The sequence below is a fragment of the Massilia sp. CT11-137 genome (genome assembly GCF_047302885.1).
Taxonomy (GTDB): domain Bacteria; phylum Pseudomonadota; class Gammaproteobacteria; order Burkholderiales; family Burkholderiaceae_D; genus Telluria; species Telluria orientalis.
In genome coordinates, this window is sequence record NZ_JBKYMP010000002.1 from 3361690 (window position 1) to 3384554 (window position 22865).

The following is a 22865-nucleotide window of genomic DNA, read 5'->3' on the forward strand; positions in this document are numbered from 1 at the left end:
AATAACAACGACAAGGAAAGACCATGCTGCAACCGACCGAGAACGGCGCACGCTACGACCTCGCGAGCCCGACCGCCATGCCGAACGCCGGCGGCTTCCTGTGGAACCGCCGGATGATGATCCAGGTGACGTGCCGCGGCTACGCCACCGCCCAGTTCATGCAGCCGGAACCCGCCAAGTACTCGCACGCGCCGAACCTCGAGGCGAAGACCTTCATGCAGCCGGAGCAGGCCTATTACGCGCACCACCCGGGCCGCTTCTTCTATGTGAAGGACGAAGAGACGGGCGAGATCTTCTCGGCGCCGCACGAACCCGTGCGCGCGGCGCCCGACCGTTTCAGCTTTTCGGTCGGCCGCGACGACCTCGCGTGGACCGTCGAAAAGCTGGGCATCCGCATCGACCTGCGCCTGGGCGTCCCGGTCGACGACGTGGCCGAGCTGTGGACCCTCACCGTGACGAACGTCAGCGGCCGGCCGCGCAAGGTCAGCGTCTACCCCTACTTCACGATCGGCTACATGTCGTGGATGAACCAGTCGGCCGAGTACCGCGCCGACCTCGGTGGCATCGTCGCCTCCAGCGTGACGCCGTACCAGAAGCTGCAGGACTATTTCAAGAACAAGGATTTCAAGGACAGGACCTACTTCCTGTGCGAGACGGCGCCGGACGCGTGGGAAACGAACCAGGGCCAGTTCGAAGGCGAAGGCGGCCTGCATGCGCCGGATGCGCTGCGCAACGAACGCCTTGCCGGCGGCGACGCCCGTTACGAAACGCCCGTCGCGGTCGTCCAGTATCGCCTCGCGCTGGATGCCGGCGCCGCCGTGACGCGCCGCTTCCTGTTCGGCCCCGCGTTCGACGACGCCGAGATCGCGTCCATGCAACGGCGCTACCTCGGCGCCGAGCAGTTTGCCGCCGCGGCCCGCGACTATGCGGCGTATGCGGACCAGGGCGCCGGCTGCGTCCAGGTCGAGACGCCGGACGCGGCATTCGACAACTTCGTCAACCGCTGGCTCGCGCGCCAGGTGTTCTATCACGGCGACGTCAATCGCCTCAGCACGGACCCGCAGACGCGGAACTACCTGCAGGACAACATGGGGATGGCGTTCATCAAGCCCGCCGTCGCGCGCGGCGCGTTCCTGCACGCGCTGTCGCAACAGGGTACGAACGGTGCGATGCCGGACGGGATCCTGCTGTTCGAAGGCGCGGAGCTCAAGTACATCAACCAGGTGCCGCACACGGACCACTGCGTGTGGCTGCCCGTGTGCCTGCAGGCCTACCTCGACGAGACGGGCGACTATGCGATCCTCGACGAACCGGTCACGGGCCACGACGGCATGGCGCTCACGGCGTACGAACGGATCTCGATGGCGATGGACTGGCTGCTGCACAAGCGCGACCACCGCGGTCTCTCGTACATCGAACAGGGCGACTGGTGCGATCCGATGAACATGGTCGGGTACAAGGGCCGCGGCGTGTCCGGCTGGCTGACGGTGGCCGCCGCGTACGCGCTGAACCTGTGGGCCGACGTGTGCGAGGCGCGCGGCGACGACTGGCGCACCGAGCACTTCCGCGGGGGCGCGCTCGACATGAACACGGCGGCGAACCTGCACCTGTGGGACGGCGCGTGGTACGCCCGCGGCATCACGGACGACGACGTGATCTTCGGCGTCAGCGCCGACAAGGAAGGCCGCATCTATTTGAATCCGCAGAGCTGGGCGTTCCTCAGCGGCGCGCCGGACGAGAAGCAGCGCGCGACGATGCTGGCGGAGATCGACGGCCAGCTCGACACGCCGTACGGCGTGCAGATGTTCGCCCCGCCCTATTCCGCGATGCGCGAGGACGTTGGCCGCGTCACGCAGAAGCACCCGGGATCGGCGGAGAACGGCGCCGTGTACAACCACGCGTCCGTGTTCTACATCTACAGCCTGTACACGATCGCGCAGCCGGACCGCGCATGGGACGCGCTGCGCAAGATGATTCCGGGCCCGGGCGAGGACGACTACCTGCGGCGCGGGCAGCTTCCCGTGTTCATCCCGAATTACTACCGCGGCGCGTGGAAGGAATACCCGCGCACGGCCGGCCGTTCGAGCCAGTTGTTCAACACGGGCACCGTATCCTGGGTCTACCGGTCCATCGTCGAAGGCCTGTGCGGTTTGAAGGGCGATGCGGCAGGCCTCGTCGTGAATCCGCAGTTGCCGTCGCACTGGCCGTCCATGCGCGTCCGCCGCGTGTTCCGCGGCGCCACGTTCGACGTCAGCGTGACGCGTGGCGCGGTCGAGCGGACGACGGTCGTGTGCGACGGGCAGACGCTGCCGGAAGCGCGCATCGGCGGCATCGAAGCGGGTCGCACGTATCGCGTCGAGGTGACCGTGCCCTGAAGGCCGGCGCCAGGCGGCACGGACCGGGCGTGCACCTGTCCGTGTAACGATTTGCGTCGCGCGTGATCGCAAGCGTATCCGTCCCGGCCGGGACGCGATTCGTTTCCTGGAGGTCGCCATGCGCATCCGAATCTGCCTCGTCGTTCCGTGCTTCGCCGCCCTGACGGCAGGCGCCGAACCGCTGTACACGCTGACCATCCTGCCGGAGTGGCTGCAAGCCAGCGCCATCAACAATGCCGGACAGATGACCGGCGTGATGCCGGTTCCCGGCGGCTCGCATGCGTTTCTCTTCACGAACGGCGGCGCGCGACTCGACGTTCAATGATGACATCAATTCCCGCCACGGTTTCCTGTACACGGACGGCAGGCTTCTGGACCTCAATGCGCTCGTCGATCCGGCACTGGGCTGGGCCGTGGCGACGGCGCTCGGCATCAACGATTCCCGGCAAATCCCCGGTTACGCCTGTCGTACGAGCGACGTGTGCCGGCCGGTGCGGCTGGATCCGGTCACGCCGCCGCCCGTGCCGGAGCCAGGCGCACCGACGCTGTTGCTGGCGGGGGTGATCTTGGGTGTTGGCGCGGTTACGGCCAAAAAAAACAGGACCGGAAGCGACAAGCAACCAGTCCCTAAGAGGAGATATTTGAAGAGTGCGCAGCCCCCCGCGCACCCGCACCGCCTGCCGGCGCCACCGTCTGGTAGCGCTAACAAGCAATGCTGACAGTGTAACGTTTCCACGGAAAATGTAAAGCTCAACCGGATGATTTTTTTTGGCTGTGTTCGCGCTAGTTATGTGAACTGTAATTCGTTGCAGAGGTCATACGCATCGTCGAGTTAACTCATGAGGAGTGGCGATGCGCGGCCTGACGTTCGACGAATTGTTCGCCATGTTGCTGGCGGTGCAGTTGTCGCCAGACGACCTGGCCCGGCTAAGGGAATGGATCGGCGGCATCGCGGATCCGGCCGAGTGCATCGCCCTGATCGAGCAGGCGGCGGCGGGCCGGCCGTGTCCGCACTGCGGCTGCGCCCGTAAGCACCGCTGCGGCCAGGCGAGTGGACTGCAGCGCTTCCGTTGCCTCACATGTGGGCGCAGCCACAACGCATTGACCGGTACGCCGCTGGCGCGGCTGCGCAAGAAGGAGCTCTGGCTGCCGTATCTGCAATGCGTGCTCGAATCGCGCACGGTGCGTAATGCCGCGCAGGTCGTCGGGGTGCATCGTACGACCAGTTTTCGATGGCGCCACCGGTTCGTACCCGGTGCGATGAGCGACCGGCCGGCGACGTTGTCGGCCATCGTCGAGGCCGACGAAACCTACCGGCTGGAATCGCAGAAGGGCGCGCGCAACCTGACGCGGCCGCCGCGAAAGCGGGGTGGCGTGGCCAAGCGGCGGGGTATCAATCGAGAACACGATTGCCTGCTCATCGCGCGCGACCGCAGCGGCCGTACGCTCGATTTTCATACGGGGCGCGGCCAGGTGACGGTGGCGCAATTACATGAGTGCCTCAAACCCGTGCTGCAGGACGACGTCCTCTTGATCACCGACGGCGCCATCGTCTATCGGCATTTCGCGGAGCAGGCCGGCATCACGCATGAAGCGGTGAACGTGAAAGCGGGCATCCGGGCGCGCGGCGCGATTCACATTCAAAACGTGAATAGCTGGCACAGCCGCTTCAAGAGCTGGCTGGTGCGGTTCCGCGGCGTGGCGAGCCGTTACCTGATCCACTACTCGGGATGGCAGCGCATGCTGGACGATCGTCGGCTCACGAAGCCGGCTCATCTGCTGTGCGCTGCGGTCCAGCTCGGCTAGGCAAGCGGGTTACCGAATTACCGCGAACACAGCCTTTTTTTTCGCGGCCGCCGCCCGGATCAGGTGCTTTCCCGCTCGCGCAACGTGAAGCCGAGATCGATCCGCCGCTCGCGCGGCTCCTTCCCGCCGATCACGTCGAGCAGCAGCGACGCCGCCTCATACCCGATGCGGTAACGCGGCGTGTCGATGGTCGTCAGCGACGGCACCATCCAGGCGGACGCCGGCAGGTCGTTGAAACCGGCGATGGCGACGTCCTGCGGCACGCGGATGTCGTGGCGCTGGCAATAATAGATGGCGCCGTGCGCAAGGTCGTCGTTGCAGAAGAACACGGCATCGCAATCCGGCAGCGTGTCCAGTGCCTGGCGCATCAGCTCGGCGCCGAGGGCGATGGTCGACGGGTCCGCCACCATGATCTCCAGCGTCGGATCGGCCAGGCCGGCCGCCTGCATCGCCTGCCGGTAGCCGTCCGCGCGGCGCAGCGTGCGCTCGTCGAGCTGCGCGCCCACGAAGACGATACGCTTGTAGCCGCGCTCGATCAGGTGGCGCGTGATGGCGTTGCCGGCGTCGTGCTGCGAGAAGCCGACCGAGAGTGCACCCGGTTCGTCGGCGAGATCCATCATCGACACGACCGGCATGCGCGAGGCGGCCAGCATGCGCTCGACCTGCGGGCTGTGCGTGAGGCCGGAGAGCAGGATGCCGTCCGGATTCGACTGCAGGTAGGTGAGCAGCAGCTTTTCTTCCTCGGCATCCGAATAGCGTGTATTGCCGATCAGCAGCTGGTACTGCCCATGTTCGATGGCATCATGGATACCGTCGAGCACGGCCGTGAACACGACGTTCGACAGCGACGGCACGAGCGCCACGATCACGCGCGACTGCGACGACGCGAGCGCCCGCGCGGCGCGGTTGGGCACATAGCCCAGTTCCACGACCGCCTGCTCCACCTTGGTCCGTGTCGCCTCGGACACCAGTTGGGGCTGGCTGAGGGCGCGCGATGCCGTCATCGTCGATACGCCCGCGTGCGCCGCCACCTCTTCCAGTGTAGTCCGCCCCGTTCCCCTTACCTTGCCTGTACTGCTTCTGCTCATTGTTTTTTTCGTAAATACTGACCACACTGCGGGCCGACCATGGATTCCGCCACGGATTGAACATTTTGTCAATGTTTGACATGCAATCGTTCCCAATCCGCGACGCGCAGAACCACTGTCGAGTGCTGTCCGACTGGTCCTACAATCGCCTGACGCCTCCGCCGATTGTCGGCCCCGACAGGCGGCCTACCATGGCGTTTCACGTACCGATCAAGGAGACGATTATGCCGAGCAACCAGGAGTACAAAGGCAAGGGCATGAAGGGCCGGAACTATGACGAGCTGAGCGGTGTAGGCACCAGCAGTGCCGGAAAGACGGGCACGACGGGCAACCTGAACGATGGCGGCCGCGACGGCGGCATCGGCACGCCCGACCTGGGGGATTCGGGCAACCTGCAGTCGGCCGGCGGCCAGCCGGGCGGCACGCCGGCACAGGGCCGGTCGCGGCGCAGCCAGGGCAACCAGCAGAACTCCGACCTGGCCAGCGGGCCGGGCGACAACGCGCAGCGCGGTGACCAGGGCAACCTCCAGAGCGGCAACCTCGACCAGGGCAACCAGTCGCAGTCCGACCTCGGCAGCGGGCCCGGCGACAATTCGCAACGGGGTAGCCGCGGCGGTGGCAACATGCAGAGCGGCGGCCAGGGCAGCCGGTCGGGCCGGAACCGGTTGACGCCGGACGATCTCGATACGGACGAGTCCCTGTAACACCCTCACCGGCCCGCCCACCGGGCGGGCCTGTCCCGAAGCCATGATGTTGTGTTTACGCGTCACTCGGGAAAAGAGTTGCCGCGCGGAATGATACAATCTTCCATCCGTGCGCCTGTGCGGGCTTCTTCCGCATCATTCCCGGTCTGACTGGAAACACATCATGAACGCGCCGGCCCTGCCCGCCTCCGCCGCCGACTACATCGCGCATATCGATCTTGCCTTCGAGCTGATGGTCGTGCTGGACGCGTCCGGACGCATCGTGCGCGCCAACGCGGCGGCCGGGGACATCCTCGGCTACAGCCCGGTCGAGCTGGCGGGTCGTCCCGTGCGCGAGCTGCTGCATCCGGACGAGTGGGCCGCCATGGACACGCTCGCGGCCGACCTGCTGGCCGGCCGGCCGTGCCACGAGCGCGAACTGCGCTGGCGCCGCAAGGACGGCGCGACGATCTATCTGTCGCTGTCCGCGCGCTGGTCCGCGCACGCCAGGCTCGTGTACGCGAGCGCGCGCGACGTCACCACGCACCGCGCGGCGCGCGACGAACTGAAACGCTCGCGCGAGCGCATGCACGCCATGCTGGAGAGTATCGGCGACGCGTTCTTCGCCATCGACCGCGAGTGGCGCATCACGTACGCCAACCGCAAGGCCGGTGCGTTCATCGGCGTGGACGTGGCACCGAATGTCGGGCGCCACCTGCTCGAGGTCGCGCCCGCGCTCGAAGGCTCGGCCATCGTCGAGCACTACCGCCGCGCGCTGGCCAGCGGCGAATCCGGCTTCTTCGAAGCGTACTGGCAGCCGTCGGCGACGTGGGTCGAGGTACGCTGCTACCCGACGCCGGACGGGCTCTCGGTGTACTTCCATGACGTCACCGCCAAGCGCGTCGCGCTGGACGCCGTCCGCAAGAGCGAGCAGCGCTTCCGCAACCTGTTCCAGCAGGCCGGCGACAGCATCGTGATCGCCGACGCCGACCTGCGCATCATCGCCGCCAACGGCCGCGCGTGCGCCCGCTTCGGCTACACGGAAGACGAATTCAGCGGCCTGTCCGTGAGCGACATCGACGGCCACCACGCCTACACGCCGGGCCTGCTCGACAGCCTGCGCGGCGGCCAGACGCACCTGCTGCGCATGGCCAAGCGGAGAAAGGACGGCACGAGCTTCCCGGCCGAGGTGCACATCTCGCGCTTCGAGGACGGCGGCGAGGAATACTTCCAGGCCATCATCCGCGACCTGACGGAGCGCGAGGAAGCGGAGCGCCAGCTGCGCGCCAGCGAACGGCGCTTCCGCGAAGTCATCGAGATGACGCCGGCCGGCTACGTGCTGGCCAGCGCGGACGGCCGCGTCCTCGACGTCAACCCGGCCCTGTGCGCACTCGCGGGCCATACGCGCGCCGCGCTGCTCGCGCGCACGCTCGACGACCTGTTCGTCGCCTTCCCCTGGCACGGCCTCGCGGCGCACGACGCCGACGCACCGGTGCAGGGCGTGGAGGCGGTGCTGCGCCACGCGCAAGGCGGCTCCGTGCACGTGCTGTTCAATGGCAGCGTGCGGCGCGACCCGTGCGGCAACGTGGAATCCGTGACGGGCCTGATGAGCGACATCACCGACCGCAAGCAGGCCGAACGCCGGCTGCAGCAACTGGCCACGCACGACACGTTGACGGGCCTGCCCAACCGCGCGCTGCTGCAGGAACGCGTCCAGCGCATGCTCGACGAGTGCCCCCGCGGCCGCGCCGTCGCCGTCATGTTCCTCGACCTCGACCGCTTCAAGGAAGTCAACGATTCGTTCGGCCACGAGTTGGGCGACGCGCTGCTGTGCGAAGTCGCGGCGCGGTTGCGCAAGGTGATGCGGCCGGGCGACGTGATCGCCCGTCTCGGCGGCGACGAATTCGTCGTGGCGGCCGAGTGCGCGGGCGCGCAGGATGCCGAAGTGATCGCGGCCAAGCTGCTCGACGCGCTGGCGCTGCCGGTGCGCGTGGGCGGCCAGGAAGTGACGGCCGGCGGGTCGATCGGCATCAGCATGTTCCCGCACGACGCCGGCACCCGCGAGCTGCTGTTCCAGACCGCCGACACGGCGATGTACGGCGCCAAGCGCGCGGGCCGCAACCGCTACCGCTTCTTCGAACCGGCGATGACGCTCGCGGCCCAGGCGCGCATGGCGCTCGAGATGGCGCTGCGGCCCGCGCTCGCGCGCGCCGAGTTCGAGCTGCACTACCAGCCGCGCATCGACCTGCGCACGATGAACGTCGTCGGCATCGAGGCGCTGATCCGCTGGAACAGCGCGGACCTGGGACGCGTCTCGCCGGGCGAATTCATCGCCATCGCCGAGGAGACGGGCCTGATCCTGCCGATCGGCCGCTGGGTGCTGAACGAGGCGTGCCGCCAGACGCGCCGCCTGATCGACCGCCACGGCCGCACCATCCGCGTGTCCGTGAACGTCTCCGCGCGCCAGCTCGCGCAGCCTGGGTTCGTCGACGACGTCCGCACTGCGCTGGCGGATACCGGCCTCCCCGCCGCTTGCCTCGAAGTGGAACTGACGGAAAGCGCCCTGATCGAAGACATCCCGCGCACGGCCGCCATGCTCGACGAGCTGCGCGCGCTGGGCGTCAAGCTGGCCGTCGACGACTTCGGCACCGGCTATTCCGGCCTCGCCTACCTGCGGCGCTTCCACATCGACGTGCTCAAGCTGGACCGCTCGTTCGTGCTGCAGGCCGATGGCCGCATCAGTGCCTTCGACTTCATCAAGGCATTCGTCGACATGGCCCATGCGCTGAAACTGTCCGTCGTGGCGGAAGGCGTGGAAACGGCCGAGGTGCTGGACTTCCTGCGCGCGGCCGACTGCGACGAGGTGCAGGGTTACCTGATGGCCCGGCCGATGCCGCTGGACGCGCTCGAGGCCTGGCTGGTCGCGGCGACCGAAGGCTAGCGCGCTGCGACGGCGGCGCCTGCTGCCGTCTCCTCATCCGCGTCTTCGGGGGGCGCGAGCAGCAGGAGCCGCCCCTCCAGCGCCTCGAACCGCAGCGGCAACCGCATCCGGCACACTTCCCCATCCGTCGCCGTCTTGAGCCTGCGCCGCGCCGACAGCAGCGGCGCGCGCACCGTCATGCTCCGGAACGCGAACGCCTGGACATCCTCCGCCTCGCCCAGCCGCCCGAGCGCCCCGCGCACGAGCAACCCCAGCATCCGCAACCGCCCGACGGGCCGCGGCGCGATCGCCACCAGCCGTCCTTCGTCCAGCGCATGGTCGAGTGCATGCATGCCCACCTGTTCCATCTGCAGACGATTGTTGCCGACGAAGAGCGTAGGCGTGCGCAGGTGGCGCGTCTGGCCGTCCAGTTCGAGGGTGATGCGCAGGCTGCGGTAGCCCCGCAGCGCCGTCTTGACGGCCGACAGGAGGGCCACGACGCGCCAACGGCCGTACTGGCGCTTGTCGTGCTCGCGCTCTTCCAGCAGGTGCGGATACATGCCGACGCTCGCGTTCACGAGGAAGATCCGCTCGTTCAGCAGGCCGATCTGCACGGGCCGCACGCGGGCGTGCAGCAGCGCGCGCACGGCCTCGGCCAGGTCTTCCGGAATGCCATGCGTGCGGCCGAAATAATTGAAGGTACCCTGCGGCAGCACGCCGAACACGCAGCCGTGCGCAACGGCCGCATGCGCGACCGTGTTGAGCGTGCCGTCGCCGCCCGCCGCGACGAGGATGGCGCCGTCGCGCGCCGCCCGTCCGGCCGTGACGCGCGCCGCGTCCGCGAGCTTTGCCGCATCGTGCACGACCTCCAGTTCGCAGGATCGTCCCGCCGCGCCCAGCACGGCGCGGATCGTCGTGCAACGCAGGTCGGTCTCGGCCCGGCCGGAGCCGGCGTTCAGGACGACGTAGAAGGGGGCATCGGAGCGCACAGGTTCGGGACGTGATGCGGCGCGCATCGCCGTGGATCTCCATGGTCGGCGGTTGATCGGACAAGCGCAGGATAGCAGCATTCGCGCGACCGGCCCGCCCCGCTGAACGTGGCGAACGAAATGTAACTTCGGTCCCCTTTCACCATGATGGTGCATTCTCCGTCGCCCGTGCCAATGTCAACAATTTCGCTACGCGCAGCGCCACCTGCGAAGCGCTATACTCGCAGGCACAATCATAATTTCATCCTACGGGACTGCGCCGCCCAGCCAACGCGACGCGCTTCCGGCACCACACGCACAGCATGAGAATCAGCAAAGAGAAGGCCGCCGACAACCGCGCCGCATTGATCCGCGCGGCGAGCAAACTGTTCCGCGAACGCGGCATCGACGGCGTCGGGGTCGCCGAGATCAGCAAGGAAGCGGGGCTCACCCACGGGGCGCTGTATGCCCATTTCCGGTCGAAGGAAGAGCTGGCGCTGGAAGCCCTGTCGTATGGCCTGGACCAGGCCAATTCGCGCATGTATTCGGGGACGGTGGACGGCATGCCCGACCTCGCGCGCTTCCTCGACCGCTACCTGTCGCTGGAATCGCGCGACGACTTCGGCAACCGCTGCGCGATGGCGGCGTCGGCCAGCGAGATCGGGCGCCAGGACAAGGCGCTCAGCGCCCGCTTCGCCGAGGGCTATATGGTGATGGTGCGCGCGTTCGAGCGCCAGATCGCGCAGAACGATCCGGACAGCGACGCCCTCGCCCGCGCGATGGTCGTCGTGTCGACGATGATCGGGAGTCTCGCGGTGGCGCGCGGCGCCGCCAAGGGCAACCCGGCCGTATCCGAGCAGGTGCTGCGGGCCACCCGCCAGCTGGTGGACGAGTTGATGCGCGCACCCGCGCGGGCAAGCGTTACTTCGTGACGCCGATCGGCGTGCGGTGGCCGCCCTTGAACGTGTACAGGGTCAGCACGCCGTCGCGGATGTCGCCGTGGGCGTCGAACGCGATGGTGCCGGTGACGCCCGGATAGCGGACCTTCGCCAGCGCCGGCAGGTACTTCGCCGGCGCGCTCGATCCCGCCTTGTCCATGGCCGAAGCGATCGCCAGCACCGCGTCGTACGAATACGGCGCGATGATCTGCACGTCGATGCCGAAGCGCTTTTTATAGTCGGCGCGGAACTTGTCCATGCCCGCCTTGCCCTTCTCTTCCACGCCGCCCGCTTCCGCGCACACGACCTGGCCATCCGTCATCGTATTGCCCGACAGCGGCTGCATGGCGTCCGAGCAGATGCCGTCGCCGCCCATCATCTTCGCGTTGATGCCCAGCTGCTTCATCTGGCGCAGCATCGGGCCCGCCACGGCGTTCATGCCGCCGAAGAACACGAGGTCCGGGTTGCCGGCGCGGATGCGCGTCAAGATGGCGGCGAAGTCGGTCGCCTTGTCGTTCGTGAACTCGCGCGCGACCGGGTTCACGCCCTGCTGGCGCAGGCTGTTCGTGAATTCCGTGACGAGCCCCTGGCCGTAGGCGGTGCGGTCGTCGATGACGGCGATGCGCTTCGCACCCATCGTCTTGACGGCGTAGCGGCCCAGCGCGCGGCCCAGCTGGATGTCGTTCGCGACGACGCGGAACGCCGTGTTGTAGCCCAGCTGCGTGTATTTCGGATTCGTGGCCGACGGCGAGACCTGCGGGATGCCCGCGTCGTTGTAGATCTTCGCCGCCGGGATCGTCGTGCCGGACGTTTCGTGGCCGATCACGGCGTTTACCCTTGCATCCGCCAGCTTCTGTGCCGCGGTGGTCGCCGCCTTCGGGTCGCCCGCGTCGTCTTCCTGCACGAGCACCCATTTCACCTTCTTGCCGCCGATCGTGGCGCCGCGCGCGTTGAGCGCGTCGATCGCCATGCGCACGCCGTTTTCACTGTCCTTGCCGAAATGGGCAACCGGTCCCGTCATCGAGGCCACGTGGCCGATTTTCACGACCTCCTGGGCCGTGGCGAGACCCGCCGCGGACAGTGCCAACACCAACAACGCTTGCTTCTTCATTCCATCCTCATCTAAAACTGCGGTTCTTTATACCAATACGTTAGGGTAGCGCGGATGAGCGCATTTCACAAGTCTTGCAATGGAACACAGAATTTCAGGCACAATGGGATTTTGGTTTTCCGAAGTCCACGATGACAGCCGACTCTCCGTCACCGCTTCCCTCACTGGGCGCCGCCACCCTGCTGCGCGCCCTGTTCAAACGCCCGCGCCGCCTGAACGGCGTGCGCACCCCGCGCACCGCATACGTGCTCGACAGCATCGATTCGAACCAGCTGCGGCGCTACCGCCAGGCCCTCGGCTTCCGCGACGAAGGCATCCCCGTCACCTATTACTACCTGCTGGCCCAGCGCGCCCACGTGGCGACGATGCTGGACGACGCCTTTCCGTTCCGCCTGCCCGGCACCGTGCACACGGAAAACGCCCTCCAGGCACTGGCCGAGCCCCTTCGCGACGTCCCGCTCGTGCTGTCGACGACCGTCAACATCCGGCCGCCGGCCGAGAACGGCGCCGTGTACGCCGAACTGGACACCGTCGCGCGCCAGCAAGGCACCGACATTTTTACGTGCCGCAGCACCTACCTCGTCGTGCGCGGCCAGGCCGCCAGGAAGCGCCGCCAGGATGCGCGCGACCTGCCCGTGCTGACGGGCTGGCGCCTGCCGCGCAATACCGGGCGCGCCTACGCCCGCATCTCGGGCGACTGGAACCCGATCCACCTGTGGACGTGGAGCGCGCGCCTGATGGGCATGCAGCGCCCGATCATCCACGGCATGCACACGCTCGCGCGCGCCTGCGCGGAGCTGGAACAGGCGTGCGGCCGGCGCATCCTCGCGCTGGAAGGCCGCTTCCGGGCGCCGGCCGCGCTCGGCAGCGAACTGGTGCTCGGCGCCGACCTCGCAGCCGGCAGCTTCGCCGTCGGGGGCGGCGGACGCATCGTGGCGGAAGGCAGCTTCCGGACCATTTGATGTAGATCAAAGAAACTGCTTGATAGATTCGCCATCCTGAGGTCGTCCCCATCGGACTCTCAGGAGGAATCATCATGTATGACCGCATCCTCATCCCCACGGACGGTTCCGACGTCTCCGCCGCCGCCGAGCAGGCCGCCATCGCCTTCGCGCGCGCGCACGGCAGCGAAGTCGTCGTCCTCGCCGTCGGCCAGCCGCAACCGCCCATCGCGTCGGCGGAAGCCGCGATGGCCATCGATCCCGGCCTCGACGACGCCGTCCTGCTGGCCGCCGCAAAGGAGCACGCGCGCATCGTGGCCGATGCCGCGGAAGCCGCCGGCGTGAAATGCACCTCGCTGGCGGTGCTCGACTACTCGCCGGCCGACGCCATCCTCGCCACTGCCGACAGCCACGCCTGCGACCTGATCTTCATGGGCTCGCACGGCCGGCGCGGGCTGTCGCGGCTGCTGGCCGGCAGCGTGACCCAGAAAGTGCTGGGCGACGCCCACGTGCCCGTCATGGTCATGCGGCCCCACGCTGCCGGGAGGAAGTGACCGTGTACAAACGCATCCTCGTCCCCGTCGACGGCACCGAACGGGGCGCGGCCGCCCTCGGGTCCGCGCTGGGACTGGCAAAACTGGGCGGCGGCACGATCGTCGGCGTGCACGTGGCGGGCGAGTCGCCGCTGCTCGCGACGGGCGACATCGGCGGCCCGTTCTACGACGCCTGGCGGGCCGAGGCCGACCGCCAGGGCCGCGATGCGCTCGACTACGTCGTGCGGCGCGCCACCGAGGCCGGCGTGCCGTGCGAGACCGTGCTTGCGCCGCCCGGCCCGCCGTGGGAAGGCATCATCGCGACGGCGCGCGCACACGGCTGCGACGTGATCGTGATGGCCTCGCACGGCCGCCACGGCATGGCCGCGCGGCTGCTGGGCAGCGAGACGCAGCGGGTGCTGATCCACTGCGATATCCCCGTGCTCGTGGTGCGCTAGATGTGTTGTTTCAGGTCGCCGAGCCGCCCAGGCGGCGCAGGTGGTCGCGCCAGATGTCGATCCGCTCGGCCGACAGAGAATGGGCGCGCCCGACCAGCGTCGCGCGCACGGGCCGGATACCGGCACGGCCGAGGATTTGCCGGCGCATCATCTTGATGCCGTACCCGCCGTAGCCCCACCGGTAGACGGCCGCCGGCATGCCCATGCTGACGACGAGCCGCGCGCTGCGTCCGCCCAGCAAGCCGGCGCCGAACGGCCGGTGCGGGTCGTCCATGAAGACGCCGGGCCGCGTGACGTGCTCCAGGAAGCCGCGCATCAGCGCGGGCATGTCGCCCATCCACAGCGGGTACACGAACACGAGGTGGTCCGCGTGCTGGATCGCCTCCTGCACGGCCGCCAGCTGCGGCGGCGCCGAGCCGTGCCACCACTCGGACGGGCTGGTCAGCAGAGGGAAGTTCATCCGCGCCGGCTCGACGACCTCGACGTCATGCCCCGCATCGCGCGCGCCGTCCACGTACGCCTCGGCCAGCGCATGGCACAGGTGCGGGCGGTGGCAATCGGGATGGCCCTGGATCAATAGAATGCGTGCCCCCATCAGCAACCGCCATGCTCTCGTTCGACTTGTACAGCGCTCATTTTTCGCCTTCGATCTGTATTCCCTCAATCAGGCTAACCGAACAGAACATTGTTACGTTGCGAGATATCAAACCACAGGGATTTTTTCGTGATATCGGAAGTCTAAGAAAATTCTGACTCCGAGGAGCGAACATGTCTGCCACCCGTGCCAGTCCCAGCCGTCCACGCGCAATCTGCGCCGCGCTGCGGCATGGCCGCAAGATGCTGTGCCGGCGCATCGGCGAGATCGTGTCCGGCCCCGACGACATGGTTGCGCACGGTTTCGCGGCGCTCGTGGCGGCCGTCGAGGCGGCCTTCCGGCACGAAGAGCTGATCATGGAAACCCTGGGCTACTTGCACCTGCACGAGCACCGCGAGGAAAACGCCGTCGTGCTGTCCGCGCTGCACCACGTGCTGCCGGACGTCGAACGGGGCGACCACATGCTGGGCCGCCAGGTGCTGTCCGCGCTGGTGGACGTGCTGGACCTGCACCGCCTGTCCGGCGAGCTGGCGCTCACGGTGGCGGCCCGTCCGGCCGAGGTGCGGGCCCGCGGACACGCGGCGCGCGCCACGCTGCACGTGGCCACGCGCCGCCCATCCTCACGCTGACAGCCGCCTGGCCATGTACAGCGCGCCGGCCGGATACGTGGCCAGCGCCGCGCCGTCGCCGGCCGCCGCCGCATAGCCGAGGTTTTCCCAGAACCGGCGCGAGTCCTGCACGGACACGAGGGCCGAATGACGCAGGCGGCCGGCCCGCGCCAGCATCGCGTCGACCAGGCGGCGCGCGACGCCCTGCCCCGCCGCGCGCGGTGCCACCGCGAGGTCGTGCAGGTACAGCGTATCTGGCGTGTCCGGCAGCGTGAAATCGCCGCCGAGCGGCGTCACCTTGCCGAGCCGCGACGGATACGCGAACAGGTACGCGCAGATGCCGTCGGCGTCGCGCGCGACGAGCACCGTGTCCGGGCTCGCGCGCAGGCGCGCCCGCACGACGTCCGCCGCTTCCCGCATGGCCCGCGGATAGCACGCGGCCTGCACGGCCAGCACGGCGTCCAGGTCCGCCTCCGCCATCGGGACCATCCGCATCAGGCGGTCCCCAGCGCCCGTGCGACGATCGCCGCGGCGTCGGCGACAACCTTGCTGTCGCTTTTCGAACCCGTGTGGTAGACGGCCACGATCACGGGCTGGCCCCGAGGGGGAAACACGATGCCGACGTCGTTGGTCGTGCCGTGGGCGCCCGTGCCCGTCTTGTCGGCCACGCGGCAATCGGCCGGGAAGCCGGCCCGGATGCGCTCCTTGCCGGTCGTGTTGGCGAGCATCCAGTCGAGCATCCGGCGGCGCGACTCCGGCGCGAGTGCTTGCTCGAGCAGCAGCGCTTCCAGGCTCCGGGCCATCGCGCGCGGCGTCGTCGTGTCGCGCGGGTCGCCGGGGATCGCGGCATTCAGTTCGGTCTCGCGGCGGTCGAGACGGAACGCGGTGTCGCCGAGGCGGCGTGCGAACGCGGTGACGGCCGCCGGGCCGCCGATCCGGTCGAGCAGCAGGTTGCACGCGCTGTTGTCGCTCACCTGCAGCGCGGCGGCGCACAGGTCGGCGGTCGTCATGCCGTCGTCGACGTGTTGTTCCGTCACGGGCGACCACGACACCAGGTCCGTCTTCTTGTAGCGCACGCGCTCCTCGAGTAGCCCCGGCGTGCGCGCCGCCTGCGTCAGCACGGTCCCGACGACCATCACCTTGGCCGTGCTGCAGAACGGGAAGCGCTCGTCGCCGCGCCACGCGATCACGTTCGCACCGCCGCGGCGCCAGGCGGCGACGCCGAGGCGGCCGCCGGCGCGGCGTTCGAGGGCGGCCAGCGCTTGCGTGGCGTCGGCGGCGGCATGGACGGCACCGGCCAGCCCGATCGCGGGCAGGATCAGCGCGGCGCGCAGGACGGTGCGGCGTGTCGTGTCGGTCATGGGTTCTCCTGATGGTGGACGCGGCCGTCATTATGCCGCAAGACGTTCCGGTTGCCGCTTCGGAAAGTTTCGCGATATGGTTCGGGTTTACAGGCACACGACTGGAGACGACATGCACAATTCCATCCTGCCCCTCGCCATCGCCGCGTTGTGCGCGGGTTCGCCCGCCCACGCCGCCAACCGCACCGACAACGTCGACGTCTTCATCGGCACCGGCGGCGACGGCCACACGTTCCCGGGTGCGACCCGCCCGTTCGGCATGGTGCAGCTCAGTCCCGACACGCAGGTGCGCCACTTCCGCCAGGGCTATCCGTGGGCCGCCGGCTACCGCTACGAGGACGATTCGATCCTCGGCTTCTCGCACACGCATTTTTCCGGCGCCGGCCACTCGGACCTGGGCGACGTGCTGCTGATGCCGACCGCCGGCCAGGTGAAGCTGGAACCGGGGTATCCAGAACGCCCGTTCAGCGGCTACCGCTCGCGCTTCTCGCACAAGGACGAGCGCGCGGAGCCGGGCTATTACGCGGTGAAACTGCTGGACAACGACGTCGACGTGGAGCTGACCGCGAGCGAGCGCGTGGGCCTGCACCGCTACCGCTTCAGGCCGGGCGCGGTGGCCAACGTGATCCTGGACCTGCGCTCCAGCATCTACGACTGGTCCGGCAAGAATCTCTGGTCGCGCGTACGCCTGCGCGGCAACGACACGGTCACGGGCATGCGCGCGACGCGCGGCTGGGCGCCGGGCCGCCAGCTGTACTTCGCGATCCGCTTCTCGCGGCCCATCGTCGCGCACCAGTTGATGAACCGCGAGGAAGGCGTCGAATACAGGGGCTTCGCGGCGCCCGGCAAGACGCCCGCCGACAAGGTCCTCGTCGAAGGCAAGGCATTGGAAGGCACGTTCGGCTTCGGCACGCCCGCCGACGGCACGGTGCTCGTGAAGGTGGCCGTGTCGGGCGCCAGCGAAGACGGCGCGCTCGCCAACCTCGCGGAGATGCCGGGCTGGGACTTCGATGCCGAGCGCCGGCGCGCGCACGACGCGTGGGAAGACGCCCTGGGCGCCGTCGACATCGACGCGCCGCAGCCGATGAAGCGCATGGCCTACACGAGCCTGTACCACGCGCTGCTGGCCCCCAGCCTGTTCATGGACGCGGACGGCAAATTCCGCGGTCCGGACAACCAGGTGCACCAGGCGCAGGGCTTCCGCTTCCACTCCACCTTCTCCCTGTGGGACACGTACCGCGCCCTGCATCCGCTGCTGACGCTGATCCAGCCGGAGCGGCGCAACGCCGACTTCGTGCGCTCGCTGGTCGAATCGCAGAAAGCCAGCCCGTACGGCATCCTGCCCGTGTGGCAGTTCGCCGGCCTGGAGACCTGGTGCATGATCGGCTACCACGCGGTGCCCGTCATCGCCGACGCGTACATGAAGGGCCTGAAGGGTTTCGACGCCGACGAGGCGCTGCGCGCGATGACCGCGAGCGCGGAGTATAGCCCGTACGGCGGCCTGCAGCACTACATGAAGTTGGGCTATGTGCCGATCGACCTGGAACCGGAAGCGGCGTCGAAGACGGTCGAATATGCGTTCGACGACTGGACCATCGCGCGCATGGCCGACAGGATGGGCCGGCGCGACGTGGCCGACCGTTACTACCAGCGCGCGCAGAACTGGCGCAACGTGTTCGATCCCGGGACCGGCTTCGTGCGGGCGAAGAAGTCGGATGGGACGTTTCGCGAGCCATTCGACCCCGTGCGCTCGAATTTCGGCAGCGATTACACGGAAGGCAGCGCGTGGCAGTATTCCTGGTATATGCCGCACGATAACGCGGGGCTCGTGACGATGCTCGGCGGCGACGCGGGGCTGATCGACAAGATCGACCAGGTGTTCGACGCGACGATCGACCCGACCGTGTACGCGCACATGGAAGACATCTCCGGCCTGATCGGCCACTACGCGCACGGCAACGAGCCGTCGCACCACGTGGCGTACCTGTACAACTACGCGGGCGCGCCGTGGAAGACGCAGGCGCGCCTCGCGCAGATCGTGAAGAGCCAGTACAAGGACACGCCGGACGGCCTCGCGGGCAACGACGATCTGGGCCAGATCTCGGCCTGGTTCGCGTTCACGGCGCTGGGCTTTTATCCCGTCGCGCCGGGCAGCAACGAGTACGTGATCGGGCGGCCCTTCGTCGAGCGCGCGGCGTTGAACCTGCCGAACGGGAAGCGCTTCACGATCCGGACGGAAGGACTCTCGGACGCGAACCCGTACGTGGGCAGCGTGACGTTGAACGGCAAGCCGCTCGCGCGCAGCGTGCTGCGCCACGAGGACATCGTGGCGGGCGGGGAACTCGTGTTCCGGATGCAGCCCACGCCGAACAGGGACTGGGGCAAGGCGCCGGCCGCGCGCCCTTATACCCAGACCGCGTATTAACGGCGGCGCATGCTGGCGACGGCGACGCCGGCCAGGATGACGGCGAAACCGGCCGCGTGGTACAGGTGCGGCGGCTCCTTCAGCAGCGGCCACGCGGCCAGCGTCGCGAACAGCGGGATCAGGTACACGGTCAGGCTCGCGCGCGCCGGACCGGCCGCGCCCACCAGGCGGTCGAAGAAGAAGTACGCGCCGAGGCTCGGCACGACGGCGAGGAAGGCGAGCGCCGCGTACAGGCGGCCGTCGGCGAAGTCGGCGACGGTGCCGCTGGCCGCTTCGACCGCGGCGAACGGCGCCAGCACGAGCGCGCCGCCGCCGATCAGCGCGGCCAGTTTCACCGTGGACGGCAGCGGCGGCAGCGGCAGGCGCTTGTTGAAGACGGTGTAGAACGACCAGCCGCACGCGGCCAGCACGACCCACAGGTCGCCACGCCCGAATTCCAGCTGGCCCAGCGCCGTCACGTCGCCCTTCGACAGCACGACCAGCACGCCGAGAATCGCCAGGAACATGCCGCCGGCCTGGCGGCGCGACAGCGGCGCCTTCCACACGAGCGTTTCGATCAGGGTCACGAGCGCCGGGCAGGCGGCGAAGATGATGCCCACGTTGGCCGCGCTCGTATGGCGCGCGCCGACGTATTGCGGTGCAACGGAAAGGCCCATGCCGAGGCCGGCCAGCAGCAGGATGCGCTGCCAGTTGGCGCGGAGCAGGCCGCGCAGCGCCCACAGGCGCGGACCGCACGACGGCAGCAGGATCAGGAACGCCAGCATCCAGCGCCCGAAGGCGAGGAAGACGGGCGGGATCCCCGCGCCCTGCGCCCAGCGGGCGACGACGAGGTTCGCTGCGAACAGCGCGGGGGTGATCAGCATGAGCGGCAGTTCGGCTGCGAAGGGATCACTCCGGCAGCCGGCGCCCGCCCGTGACACTGCATTCGACACGAGGGCTCCTGAACGAAAAGCGGCGGACGCGGACATTGCCGGGTAAGCGATGCTGCGCCGCAATAATGGATAGGCGCCATGGTAAGGGAGCACGCGCAGAATGTGCTTCTATTCGATAGCGATAACACGGCCATTTCCGCAAGGGTCTTCTGCAGAAATGCGAGATAGAAGATAAAATCTCCGGCGTTATCTAGAATCTACGAAGGAAGCACTGCGATGAAAGACGGCCAGCTGGACGAGATCGACCGCCAGATCCTGCGCACGCTCAGCCGCGACGGACGCATCAGCAACCAGAAACTGGCCGAAACGGTGCACCTGTCGCCGACGCCCTGCTGGCACCGCGTCAAATCGCTGGAGGAAGCGGGTTTCATTACGGGCTACGTCGCGATGCTGGACCAGCGGGCGCTGGGCATGCCGGACACGGTGATCATCGAGGTGACGGTGGACCGCCACGACGACGAGATCTTCAAGGCGTTCCAGGACGCCCTGGCCGAGTTGCCGGAGGTGATGGAGGCGTATCTGCTGTCGGGGGAGTACGACTACCTGATCAAGGTCGCCGTGGCGGGGACGGAAGGCTACGAGAAATTTCTCCGGCAGAAGCTGTACAAGCTGCCGGGGGTGACGCGGACGCGGTCGACGTTTACGTTGCGGTGCCTGAAACGCACCCCGTCGGTTTCGCCATGATGCCGGCCTTCGCGTGGGCACAGGGTGCCCACCCTACGCGCTGAAATGCACTCCGTCCGTGTGGCCGTGCACATATTTTTTGGATTTCAGTGCACTGTAGGGTGGGCTCCCCGAGCCCACGATGCGCACACGTTTATTTTTTGGATTTCAGCTCGGTCAGCTCGGCCCGCAGCTTGCTGCGCTCCGCGGTCGACTTGTCGAGCTTCGCACGCAGGTCGTCCAGCTCGGCCGCCAGGCTGTCGCGCGCGGTCGTCGCGCCCACGAGTTCCATCTCGGCGCGCAGGCGCGCGTCCGATTCGGCGGCCATGTCCGCCACCTTGCGCTCCAGTTCCTGGCGCAGCTGCGTCAGTTGCTGTTCCTTGCCGTCGATCGCGAGCTGGTCCTTCGCCTTGCTGACGAGGGCATCCATCGCGACCTGGCGCGCATTCTTGAGTTCCGCGTTCAGGCGCTCGATGGTTTCGTCGCGCTCGGCGATGGCTTCCTCGGACGCCGCCGTGGCGCTCGCCATTTCCTCGCGCAGCGCGTCGCGCTCGCCTTCCAGCACTTCGCCGGCCGAACGCAGCGCTTCGATGTCCGCCTCGTTGCGCTCGAGCGCTTCGCGATCGCCGGCACCGGCCTGCTCCGCGAACTTCAAGGCCCAGTCCGCCAGACCGGCCAGCAATTCCTGCGGCAGCTCGGCCTTTGGGGGAGCCTTCGGCTTGACGTTCGCCGCACGCCACGCGGCCAGGTGCTTGAAGATGGCGTTCGGCGACCCCTCGCCGAGGAAGTCCTGCACCGCTTCGATGGTTACCGCTTCGCCATCCTCCTGCAAACTCTCGGCTGCGCGCGCAACGTCGTCGAATGTGACTTCTTGGCCTGCCATAAGGTCTTGACTCCTGCTTCGTTGGATTTCGGGAGTGCGTATGATACTTCCCGTAGAGAAATTCAGCAGCAATCAGCGCAAGAGTGTTGCGCGCCGGACGCGTTGGCCGGCAAACCATTTCACAATTGGTAAGAATTCAGCCCGTTTGCGCGACTGGCGCGGCGATCGGGCGGATCTGGTTGCGTCCGCCCTGCTTCGCTTGGTACAGCATGGCGTCCGCGCGCAGGAACAATTCGTTCTCGCTGCGTCCGTCCGGATAGGCGGCCAGGCCGCCGCTGAACGAGAAGTGGCGCACGTCGCCCGGCTTGACCTCGAACGCAATGGCGCCAAACGCCTGGCGCAGCGCGTCGAGCCGGTGCCAGCCCTGCTCCAGCGTGCAATCCCAGAACACGACGACGAATTCCTCGCCGCCGAAGCGGCTCAGCAGGTCGCCCTCTTCCATGCGCGCCGCCAGCGTCAGCGACAGACGCTTGATGACGATGTCGCCAAAATAATGGCCCCAGGTATCGTTGATGGTCTTGAATTTGTCGATGTCGATGACGCCGAAGCACAGCGGCCGGTTTTCCAGCACGGCGCGGCAGATCAGCGCCTGCGCCTTCTGCTGCAGGCCGATCTTGTTGAGCAGGCCCGTCGCGCGGTCCTTGCCGATCAGGTCGCGGTTGATGCGGATCTTGGCGGCCCGGTTGAGCAACTGGCGCGCGAGCAGCTCGGCATCGTCCATCGCGAGCAATGCATCGAAGCCACTGTCCAGCGCGCGTCGCGCCAGCGCCGGGTCGGCGCGGCGTTGCAGCAAGGTGATCTCGCGCACGGGATCGGCCTCGATATTGCGCTTGAGCACGCGCACGACGGCTTCCGTGCATTCGTATTCCGCGTCCGTGATCAGCACGATATCCGGCTGCAGGTCTTTCACGCGCAGGTGCAGCGTCTGCGGATCGGTGTGATAGACGATGTCCAGCCGCTGTGCGCGCAGCGCCGCCTCGTCCCAGCCCGGCGGCGCGCCCAGCATGACCACGCGCACGAGGTCGCCGCGTTTCTGCTGCACGAACAGGTTGAACAGCTTGTCGACGAGGACGTCGTTCGCGATCGGCTTTTCGGCGTAGGCGAGGCAGTTGCTGTCGACGAGGCGTTGCTGCAGCAGGAACCGGCTGCCCTGGCGCACGCTTTGCAGGTAGACGTAGCGGTGGTCCGCGGGCAGCCGCTGCAGCAGCTCGCCCAGCAGCAGGGTCTTGCGCGCATCGCGCAGGTCCGACTGCATGTTGTGCAGCGCGTCGAGGTCGACGACGTACAGGCTGTCGGCCGCATCGCGTTCGACCGCCGCCACGAATTCGCTCAGCTCATGGAAGAAGCGGATATCGAAATCGTACTTATGCGCGTGCAACTGCAACTCGGCCTGGTTGTCCTTGATGAAGAAGCTGTGCGACAAGAACAACACATGATTCCTGTACAACGAGGTATGCCCTGCCATCTGTTACACGCCTTCGAAGAGTTGACCATGGTAGCGTTGCGCCGACCGCCAGCATACCTCCGTTTGCGCCATGCATAAGAAAGAAACCCCGTTTTTTTTGACTATCTGATGT

General features: G+C 67.8%; 22 protein-coding genes. 13 read left to right on the forward strand and 9 right to left on the reverse strand.

Annotation, left to right across the window (positions count from 1 at the left end):
* The first annotated feature begins 23 nt into the window (after window positions 1-23).
* The 4 genes from ACEN98_RS31780 (at window position 24) to ACEN98_RS31795 (ending at window position 4181) form a co-directional block, all read left to right on the forward strand.
* Window positions 24-2375, forward strand: a complete 2352-nt coding sequence (locus tag ACEN98_RS31780) for a GH36-type glycosyl hydrolase domain-containing protein (protein ID WP_413388821.1) — start codon at window positions 24-26, stop codon at window positions 2373-2375.
* A gap of 118 nt (window positions 2376-2493) precedes the next feature.
* Window positions 2494-2700 carry a hypothetical protein gene (locus ACEN98_RS31785; protein ID WP_413388822.1) on the forward strand — a complete coding sequence of 69 codons (207 nt, stop codon included), beginning with the start codon at window positions 2494-2496 and terminating at the stop codon, window positions 2698-2700.
* On the forward strand, window positions 2654-3094 hold the full coding sequence (locus ACEN98_RS31790) for a hypothetical protein (protein ID WP_413388823.1): 441 nt from the start codon (window positions 2654-2656) through the stop codon (window positions 3092-3094). The genes ACEN98_RS31785 and ACEN98_RS31790 overlap by 47 nt, the downstream gene beginning before the upstream one ends.
* A 133-nt stretch (window positions 3095-3227) precedes the next feature.
* The gene (locus ACEN98_RS31795) at window positions 3228-4181 is read left to right on the forward strand and encodes an IS1595 family transposase (protein ID WP_413388824.1); all 954 of its coding nucleotides are present in this window, start codon (window positions 3228-3230) and stop codon (window positions 4179-4181) included.
* Between the two features lie 59 nt (window positions 4182-4240).
* Here ACEN98_RS31795 and ACEN98_RS31800 read toward each other — a convergent pair whose 3' ends face one another.
* Window positions 4241-5269 carry a LacI family DNA-binding transcriptional regulator gene (locus ACEN98_RS31800; RefSeq protein ID WP_413388825.1) on the reverse strand — a complete coding sequence of 343 codons (1029 nt, stop codon included), beginning with the start codon at window positions 5267-5269 and terminating at the stop codon, window positions 4241-4243.
* Between the two features lie 224 nt (window positions 5270-5493).
* On the opposite strand from ACEN98_RS31800, the gene ACEN98_RS31805 reads away from it, so the two are divergent.
* Window positions 5494-5973: a hypothetical protein gene (locus ACEN98_RS31805; RefSeq protein ID WP_413388826.1), complete on the forward strand. Its 480-nt coding sequence runs from the start codon at window positions 5494-5496 to the stop codon at window positions 5971-5973.
* A gap of 163 nt (window positions 5974-6136) precedes the next feature.
* On the forward strand, window positions 6137-8893 hold the full coding sequence (locus ACEN98_RS31810) for an EAL domain-containing protein (RefSeq protein ID WP_413388827.1): 2757 nt from the start codon (window positions 6137-6139) through the stop codon (window positions 8891-8893).
* Here the strand turns inward: ACEN98_RS31810 and ACEN98_RS31815 are convergent.
* Window positions 8890-9888, reverse strand: a complete 999-nt coding sequence (locus tag ACEN98_RS31815; RefSeq protein WP_413388828.1) for a diacylglycerol/lipid kinase family protein — start codon at window positions 9886-9888, stop codon at window positions 8890-8892. The two genes, ACEN98_RS31810 and ACEN98_RS31815, sit on opposite strands and share 4 nt — an antisense overlap.
* A 275-nt stretch (window positions 9889-10163) precedes the next feature.
* Between ACEN98_RS31815 and ACEN98_RS31820 the strand changes: the two genes are divergently transcribed.
* Window positions 10164-10772, forward strand: a complete 609-nt coding sequence (locus ACEN98_RS31820; RefSeq protein ID WP_413388829.1) for a TetR/AcrR family transcriptional regulator — start codon at window positions 10164-10166, stop codon at window positions 10770-10772.
* Here the strand turns inward: ACEN98_RS31820 and ACEN98_RS31825 are convergent.
* Window positions 10762-11889: a branched-chain amino acid ABC transporter substrate-binding protein gene (locus ACEN98_RS31825; protein WP_413388830.1), complete on the reverse strand. Its 1128-nt coding sequence runs from the start codon at window positions 11887-11889 to the stop codon at window positions 10762-10764. The two genes, ACEN98_RS31820 and ACEN98_RS31825, sit on opposite strands and share 11 nt — an antisense overlap.
* Window positions 11890-12020: 131 nt before the next feature.
* Between ACEN98_RS31825 and ACEN98_RS31830 the strand changes: the two genes are divergently transcribed.
* The 3 genes from ACEN98_RS31830 (at window position 12021) to ACEN98_RS31840 (ending at window position 13821) form a co-directional block, all read left to right on the forward strand.
* Window positions 12021-12851, forward strand: coding sequence for a MaoC/PaaZ C-terminal domain-containing protein (locus tag ACEN98_RS31830; RefSeq protein WP_413388831.1), 831 nt, complete (start codon window positions 12021-12023; stop codon window positions 12849-12851).
* 74 nt (window positions 12852-12925) lie between these two features.
* Window positions 12926-13384, forward strand: coding sequence for a universal stress protein (locus ACEN98_RS31835; RefSeq protein WP_413388832.1), 459 nt, complete (start codon window positions 12926-12928; stop codon window positions 13382-13384).
* Window positions 13385-13386: 2 nt separating this feature from the next.
* Complete coding sequence (locus ACEN98_RS31840) at window positions 13387-13821, forward strand: universal stress protein (RefSeq protein ID WP_413388833.1); 435 nt, start codon at window positions 13387-13389, stop codon at window positions 13819-13821.
* A gap of 10 nt (window positions 13822-13831) precedes the next feature.
* Here the strand turns inward: ACEN98_RS31840 and ACEN98_RS31845 are convergent, their stop codons facing one another.
* Window positions 13832-14416 carry an NAD(P)H-dependent oxidoreductase gene (locus ACEN98_RS31845; protein WP_413346141.1) on the reverse strand — a complete coding sequence of 195 codons (585 nt, stop codon included), beginning with the start codon at window positions 14414-14416 and terminating at the stop codon, window positions 13832-13834.
* Between the two features lie 173 nt (window positions 14417-14589).
* Here ACEN98_RS31845 and ACEN98_RS31850 point away from each other — a divergent pair, with 173 nt between their 5' ends.
* Window positions 14590-15045, forward strand: coding sequence for a hypothetical protein (locus ACEN98_RS31850; protein WP_413388834.1), 456 nt, complete (start codon window positions 14590-14592; stop codon window positions 15043-15045).
* Here the strand turns inward: ACEN98_RS31850 and ACEN98_RS31855 are convergent.
* On the reverse strand, window positions 15037-15519 hold the full coding sequence (locus tag ACEN98_RS31855; RefSeq protein ID WP_413388835.1) for a GNAT family N-acetyltransferase: 483 nt from the start codon (window positions 15517-15519) through the stop codon (window positions 15037-15039). The genes ACEN98_RS31850 and ACEN98_RS31855 overlap by 9 nt on opposite strands.
* On the reverse strand, window positions 15519-16385 hold the full coding sequence (gene bla / locus ACEN98_RS31860; protein ID WP_413388836.1) for a class A beta-lactamase: 867 nt from the start codon (window positions 16383-16385) through the stop codon (window positions 15519-15521). The genes ACEN98_RS31855 and bla overlap by 1 nt, the downstream gene beginning before the upstream one ends.
* Window positions 16386-16497: 112 nt before the next feature.
* Here bla and ACEN98_RS31865 point away from each other — a divergent pair, with 112 nt between their 5' ends.
* Entirely contained in the window at window positions 16498-18810 is a 2313-nt protein-coding gene (locus ACEN98_RS31865) for a GH92 family glycosyl hydrolase (RefSeq protein WP_413388837.1), read from the forward strand.
* Here ACEN98_RS31865 and ACEN98_RS31870 read toward each other — a convergent pair.
* Entirely contained in the window at window positions 18807-19673 is an 867-nt protein-coding gene (locus tag ACEN98_RS31870) for a DMT family transporter (RefSeq protein ID WP_413388838.1), read from the reverse strand. The genes ACEN98_RS31865 and ACEN98_RS31870 overlap by 4 nt on opposite strands.
* A 285-nt stretch (window positions 19674-19958) precedes the next feature.
* Here ACEN98_RS31870 and ACEN98_RS31875 point away from each other — a divergent pair, with 285 nt between their 5' ends.
* Window positions 19959-20426 carry an Lrp/AsnC family transcriptional regulator gene (locus ACEN98_RS31875; protein ID WP_413339810.1) on the forward strand — a complete coding sequence of 156 codons (468 nt, stop codon included), beginning with the start codon at window positions 19959-19961 and terminating at the stop codon, window positions 20424-20426.
* A gap of 133 nt (window positions 20427-20559) precedes the next feature.
* Here the strand turns inward: ACEN98_RS31875 and ACEN98_RS31880 are convergent, their stop codons facing one another.
* Window positions 20560-21288, reverse strand: coding sequence for a DNA-binding protein (locus ACEN98_RS31880; RefSeq protein WP_413339808.1), 729 nt, complete (start codon window positions 21286-21288; stop codon window positions 20560-20562).
* Between the two features lie 136 nt (window positions 21289-21424).
* On the reverse strand, window positions 21425-22720 hold the full coding sequence (locus tag ACEN98_RS31885) for a diguanylate cyclase (protein ID WP_413388839.1): 1296 nt from the start codon (window positions 22718-22720) through the stop codon (window positions 21425-21427).
* Window positions 22721-22865 lie beyond the last annotated feature (145 nt).

Coding starts and splice junctions, on each gene's coding strand:
- ACEN98_RS31780 (WP_413388821.1), top strand. CDS start 24: ATGCTGCAACCGACCGAGAACGGCGCACGCTACGACCTCGCGAGCCCG.
- ACEN98_RS31785 (WP_413388822.1), top strand. CDS start 2,494: ATGCGCATCCGAATCTGCCTCGTCGTTCCGTGCTTCGCCGCCCTGACG.
- ACEN98_RS31790 (WP_413388823.1), top strand. CDS start 2,654: ATGCGTTTCTCTTCACGAACGGCGGCGCGCGACTCGACGTTCAATGAT.
- ACEN98_RS31795 (WP_413388824.1), top strand. CDS start 3,228: ATGCGCGGCCTGACGTTCGACGAATTGTTCGCCATGTTGCTGGCGGTG.
- ACEN98_RS31800 (WP_413388825.1), bottom strand. CDS start 5,269: ATGAGCAGAAGCAGTACAGGCAAGGTAAGGGGAACGGGGCGGACTACA.
- ACEN98_RS31805 (WP_413388826.1), top strand. CDS start 5,494: ATGCCGAGCAACCAGGAGTACAAAGGCAAGGGCATGAAGGGCCGGAAC.
- ACEN98_RS31810 (WP_413388827.1), top strand. CDS start 6,137: ATGAACGCGCCGGCCCTGCCCGCCTCCGCCGCCGACTACATCGCGCAT.
- ACEN98_RS31815 (WP_413388828.1), bottom strand. CDS start 9,888: ATGCGCGCCGCATCACGTCCCGAACCTGTGCGCTCCGATGCCCCCTTC.
- ACEN98_RS31820 (WP_413388829.1), top strand. CDS start 10,164: ATGAGAATCAGCAAAGAGAAGGCCGCCGACAACCGCGCCGCATTGATC.
- ACEN98_RS31825 (WP_413388830.1), bottom strand. CDS start 11,889: ATGAAGAAGCAAGCGTTGTTGGTGTTGGCACTGTCCGCGGCGGGTCTC.
- ACEN98_RS31830 (WP_413388831.1), top strand. CDS start 12,021: ATGACAGCCGACTCTCCGTCACCGCTTCCCTCACTGGGCGCCGCCACC.
- ACEN98_RS31835 (WP_413388832.1), top strand. CDS start 12,926: ATGTATGACCGCATCCTCATCCCCACGGACGGTTCCGACGTCTCCGCC.
- ACEN98_RS31845 (WP_413346141.1), bottom strand. CDS start 14,416: ATGGGGGCACGCATTCTATTGATCCAGGGCCATCCCGATTGCCACCGC.
- ACEN98_RS31850 (WP_413388834.1), top strand. CDS start 14,590: ATGTCTGCCACCCGTGCCAGTCCCAGCCGTCCACGCGCAATCTGCGCC.
- ACEN98_RS31855 (WP_413388835.1), bottom strand. CDS start 15,519: ATGCGGATGGTCCCGATGGCGGAGGCGGACCTGGACGCCGTGCTGGCC.
- bla (WP_413388836.1), bottom strand. CDS start 16,385: ATGACCGACACGACACGCCGCACCGTCCTGCGCGCCGCGCTGATCCTG.
- ACEN98_RS31865 (WP_413388837.1), top strand. CDS start 16,498: ATGCACAATTCCATCCTGCCCCTCGCCATCGCCGCGTTGTGCGCGGGT.
- ACEN98_RS31870 (WP_413388838.1), bottom strand. CDS start 19,673: ATGCTGATCACCCCCGCGCTGTTCGCAGCGAACCTCGTCGTCGCCCGC.
- ACEN98_RS31875 (WP_413339810.1), top strand. CDS start 19,959: ATGAAAGACGGCCAGCTGGACGAGATCGACCGCCAGATCCTGCGCACG.
- ACEN98_RS31880 (WP_413339808.1), bottom strand. CDS start 21,288: ATGGCAGGCCAAGAAGTCACATTCGACGACGTTGCGCGCGCAGCCGAG.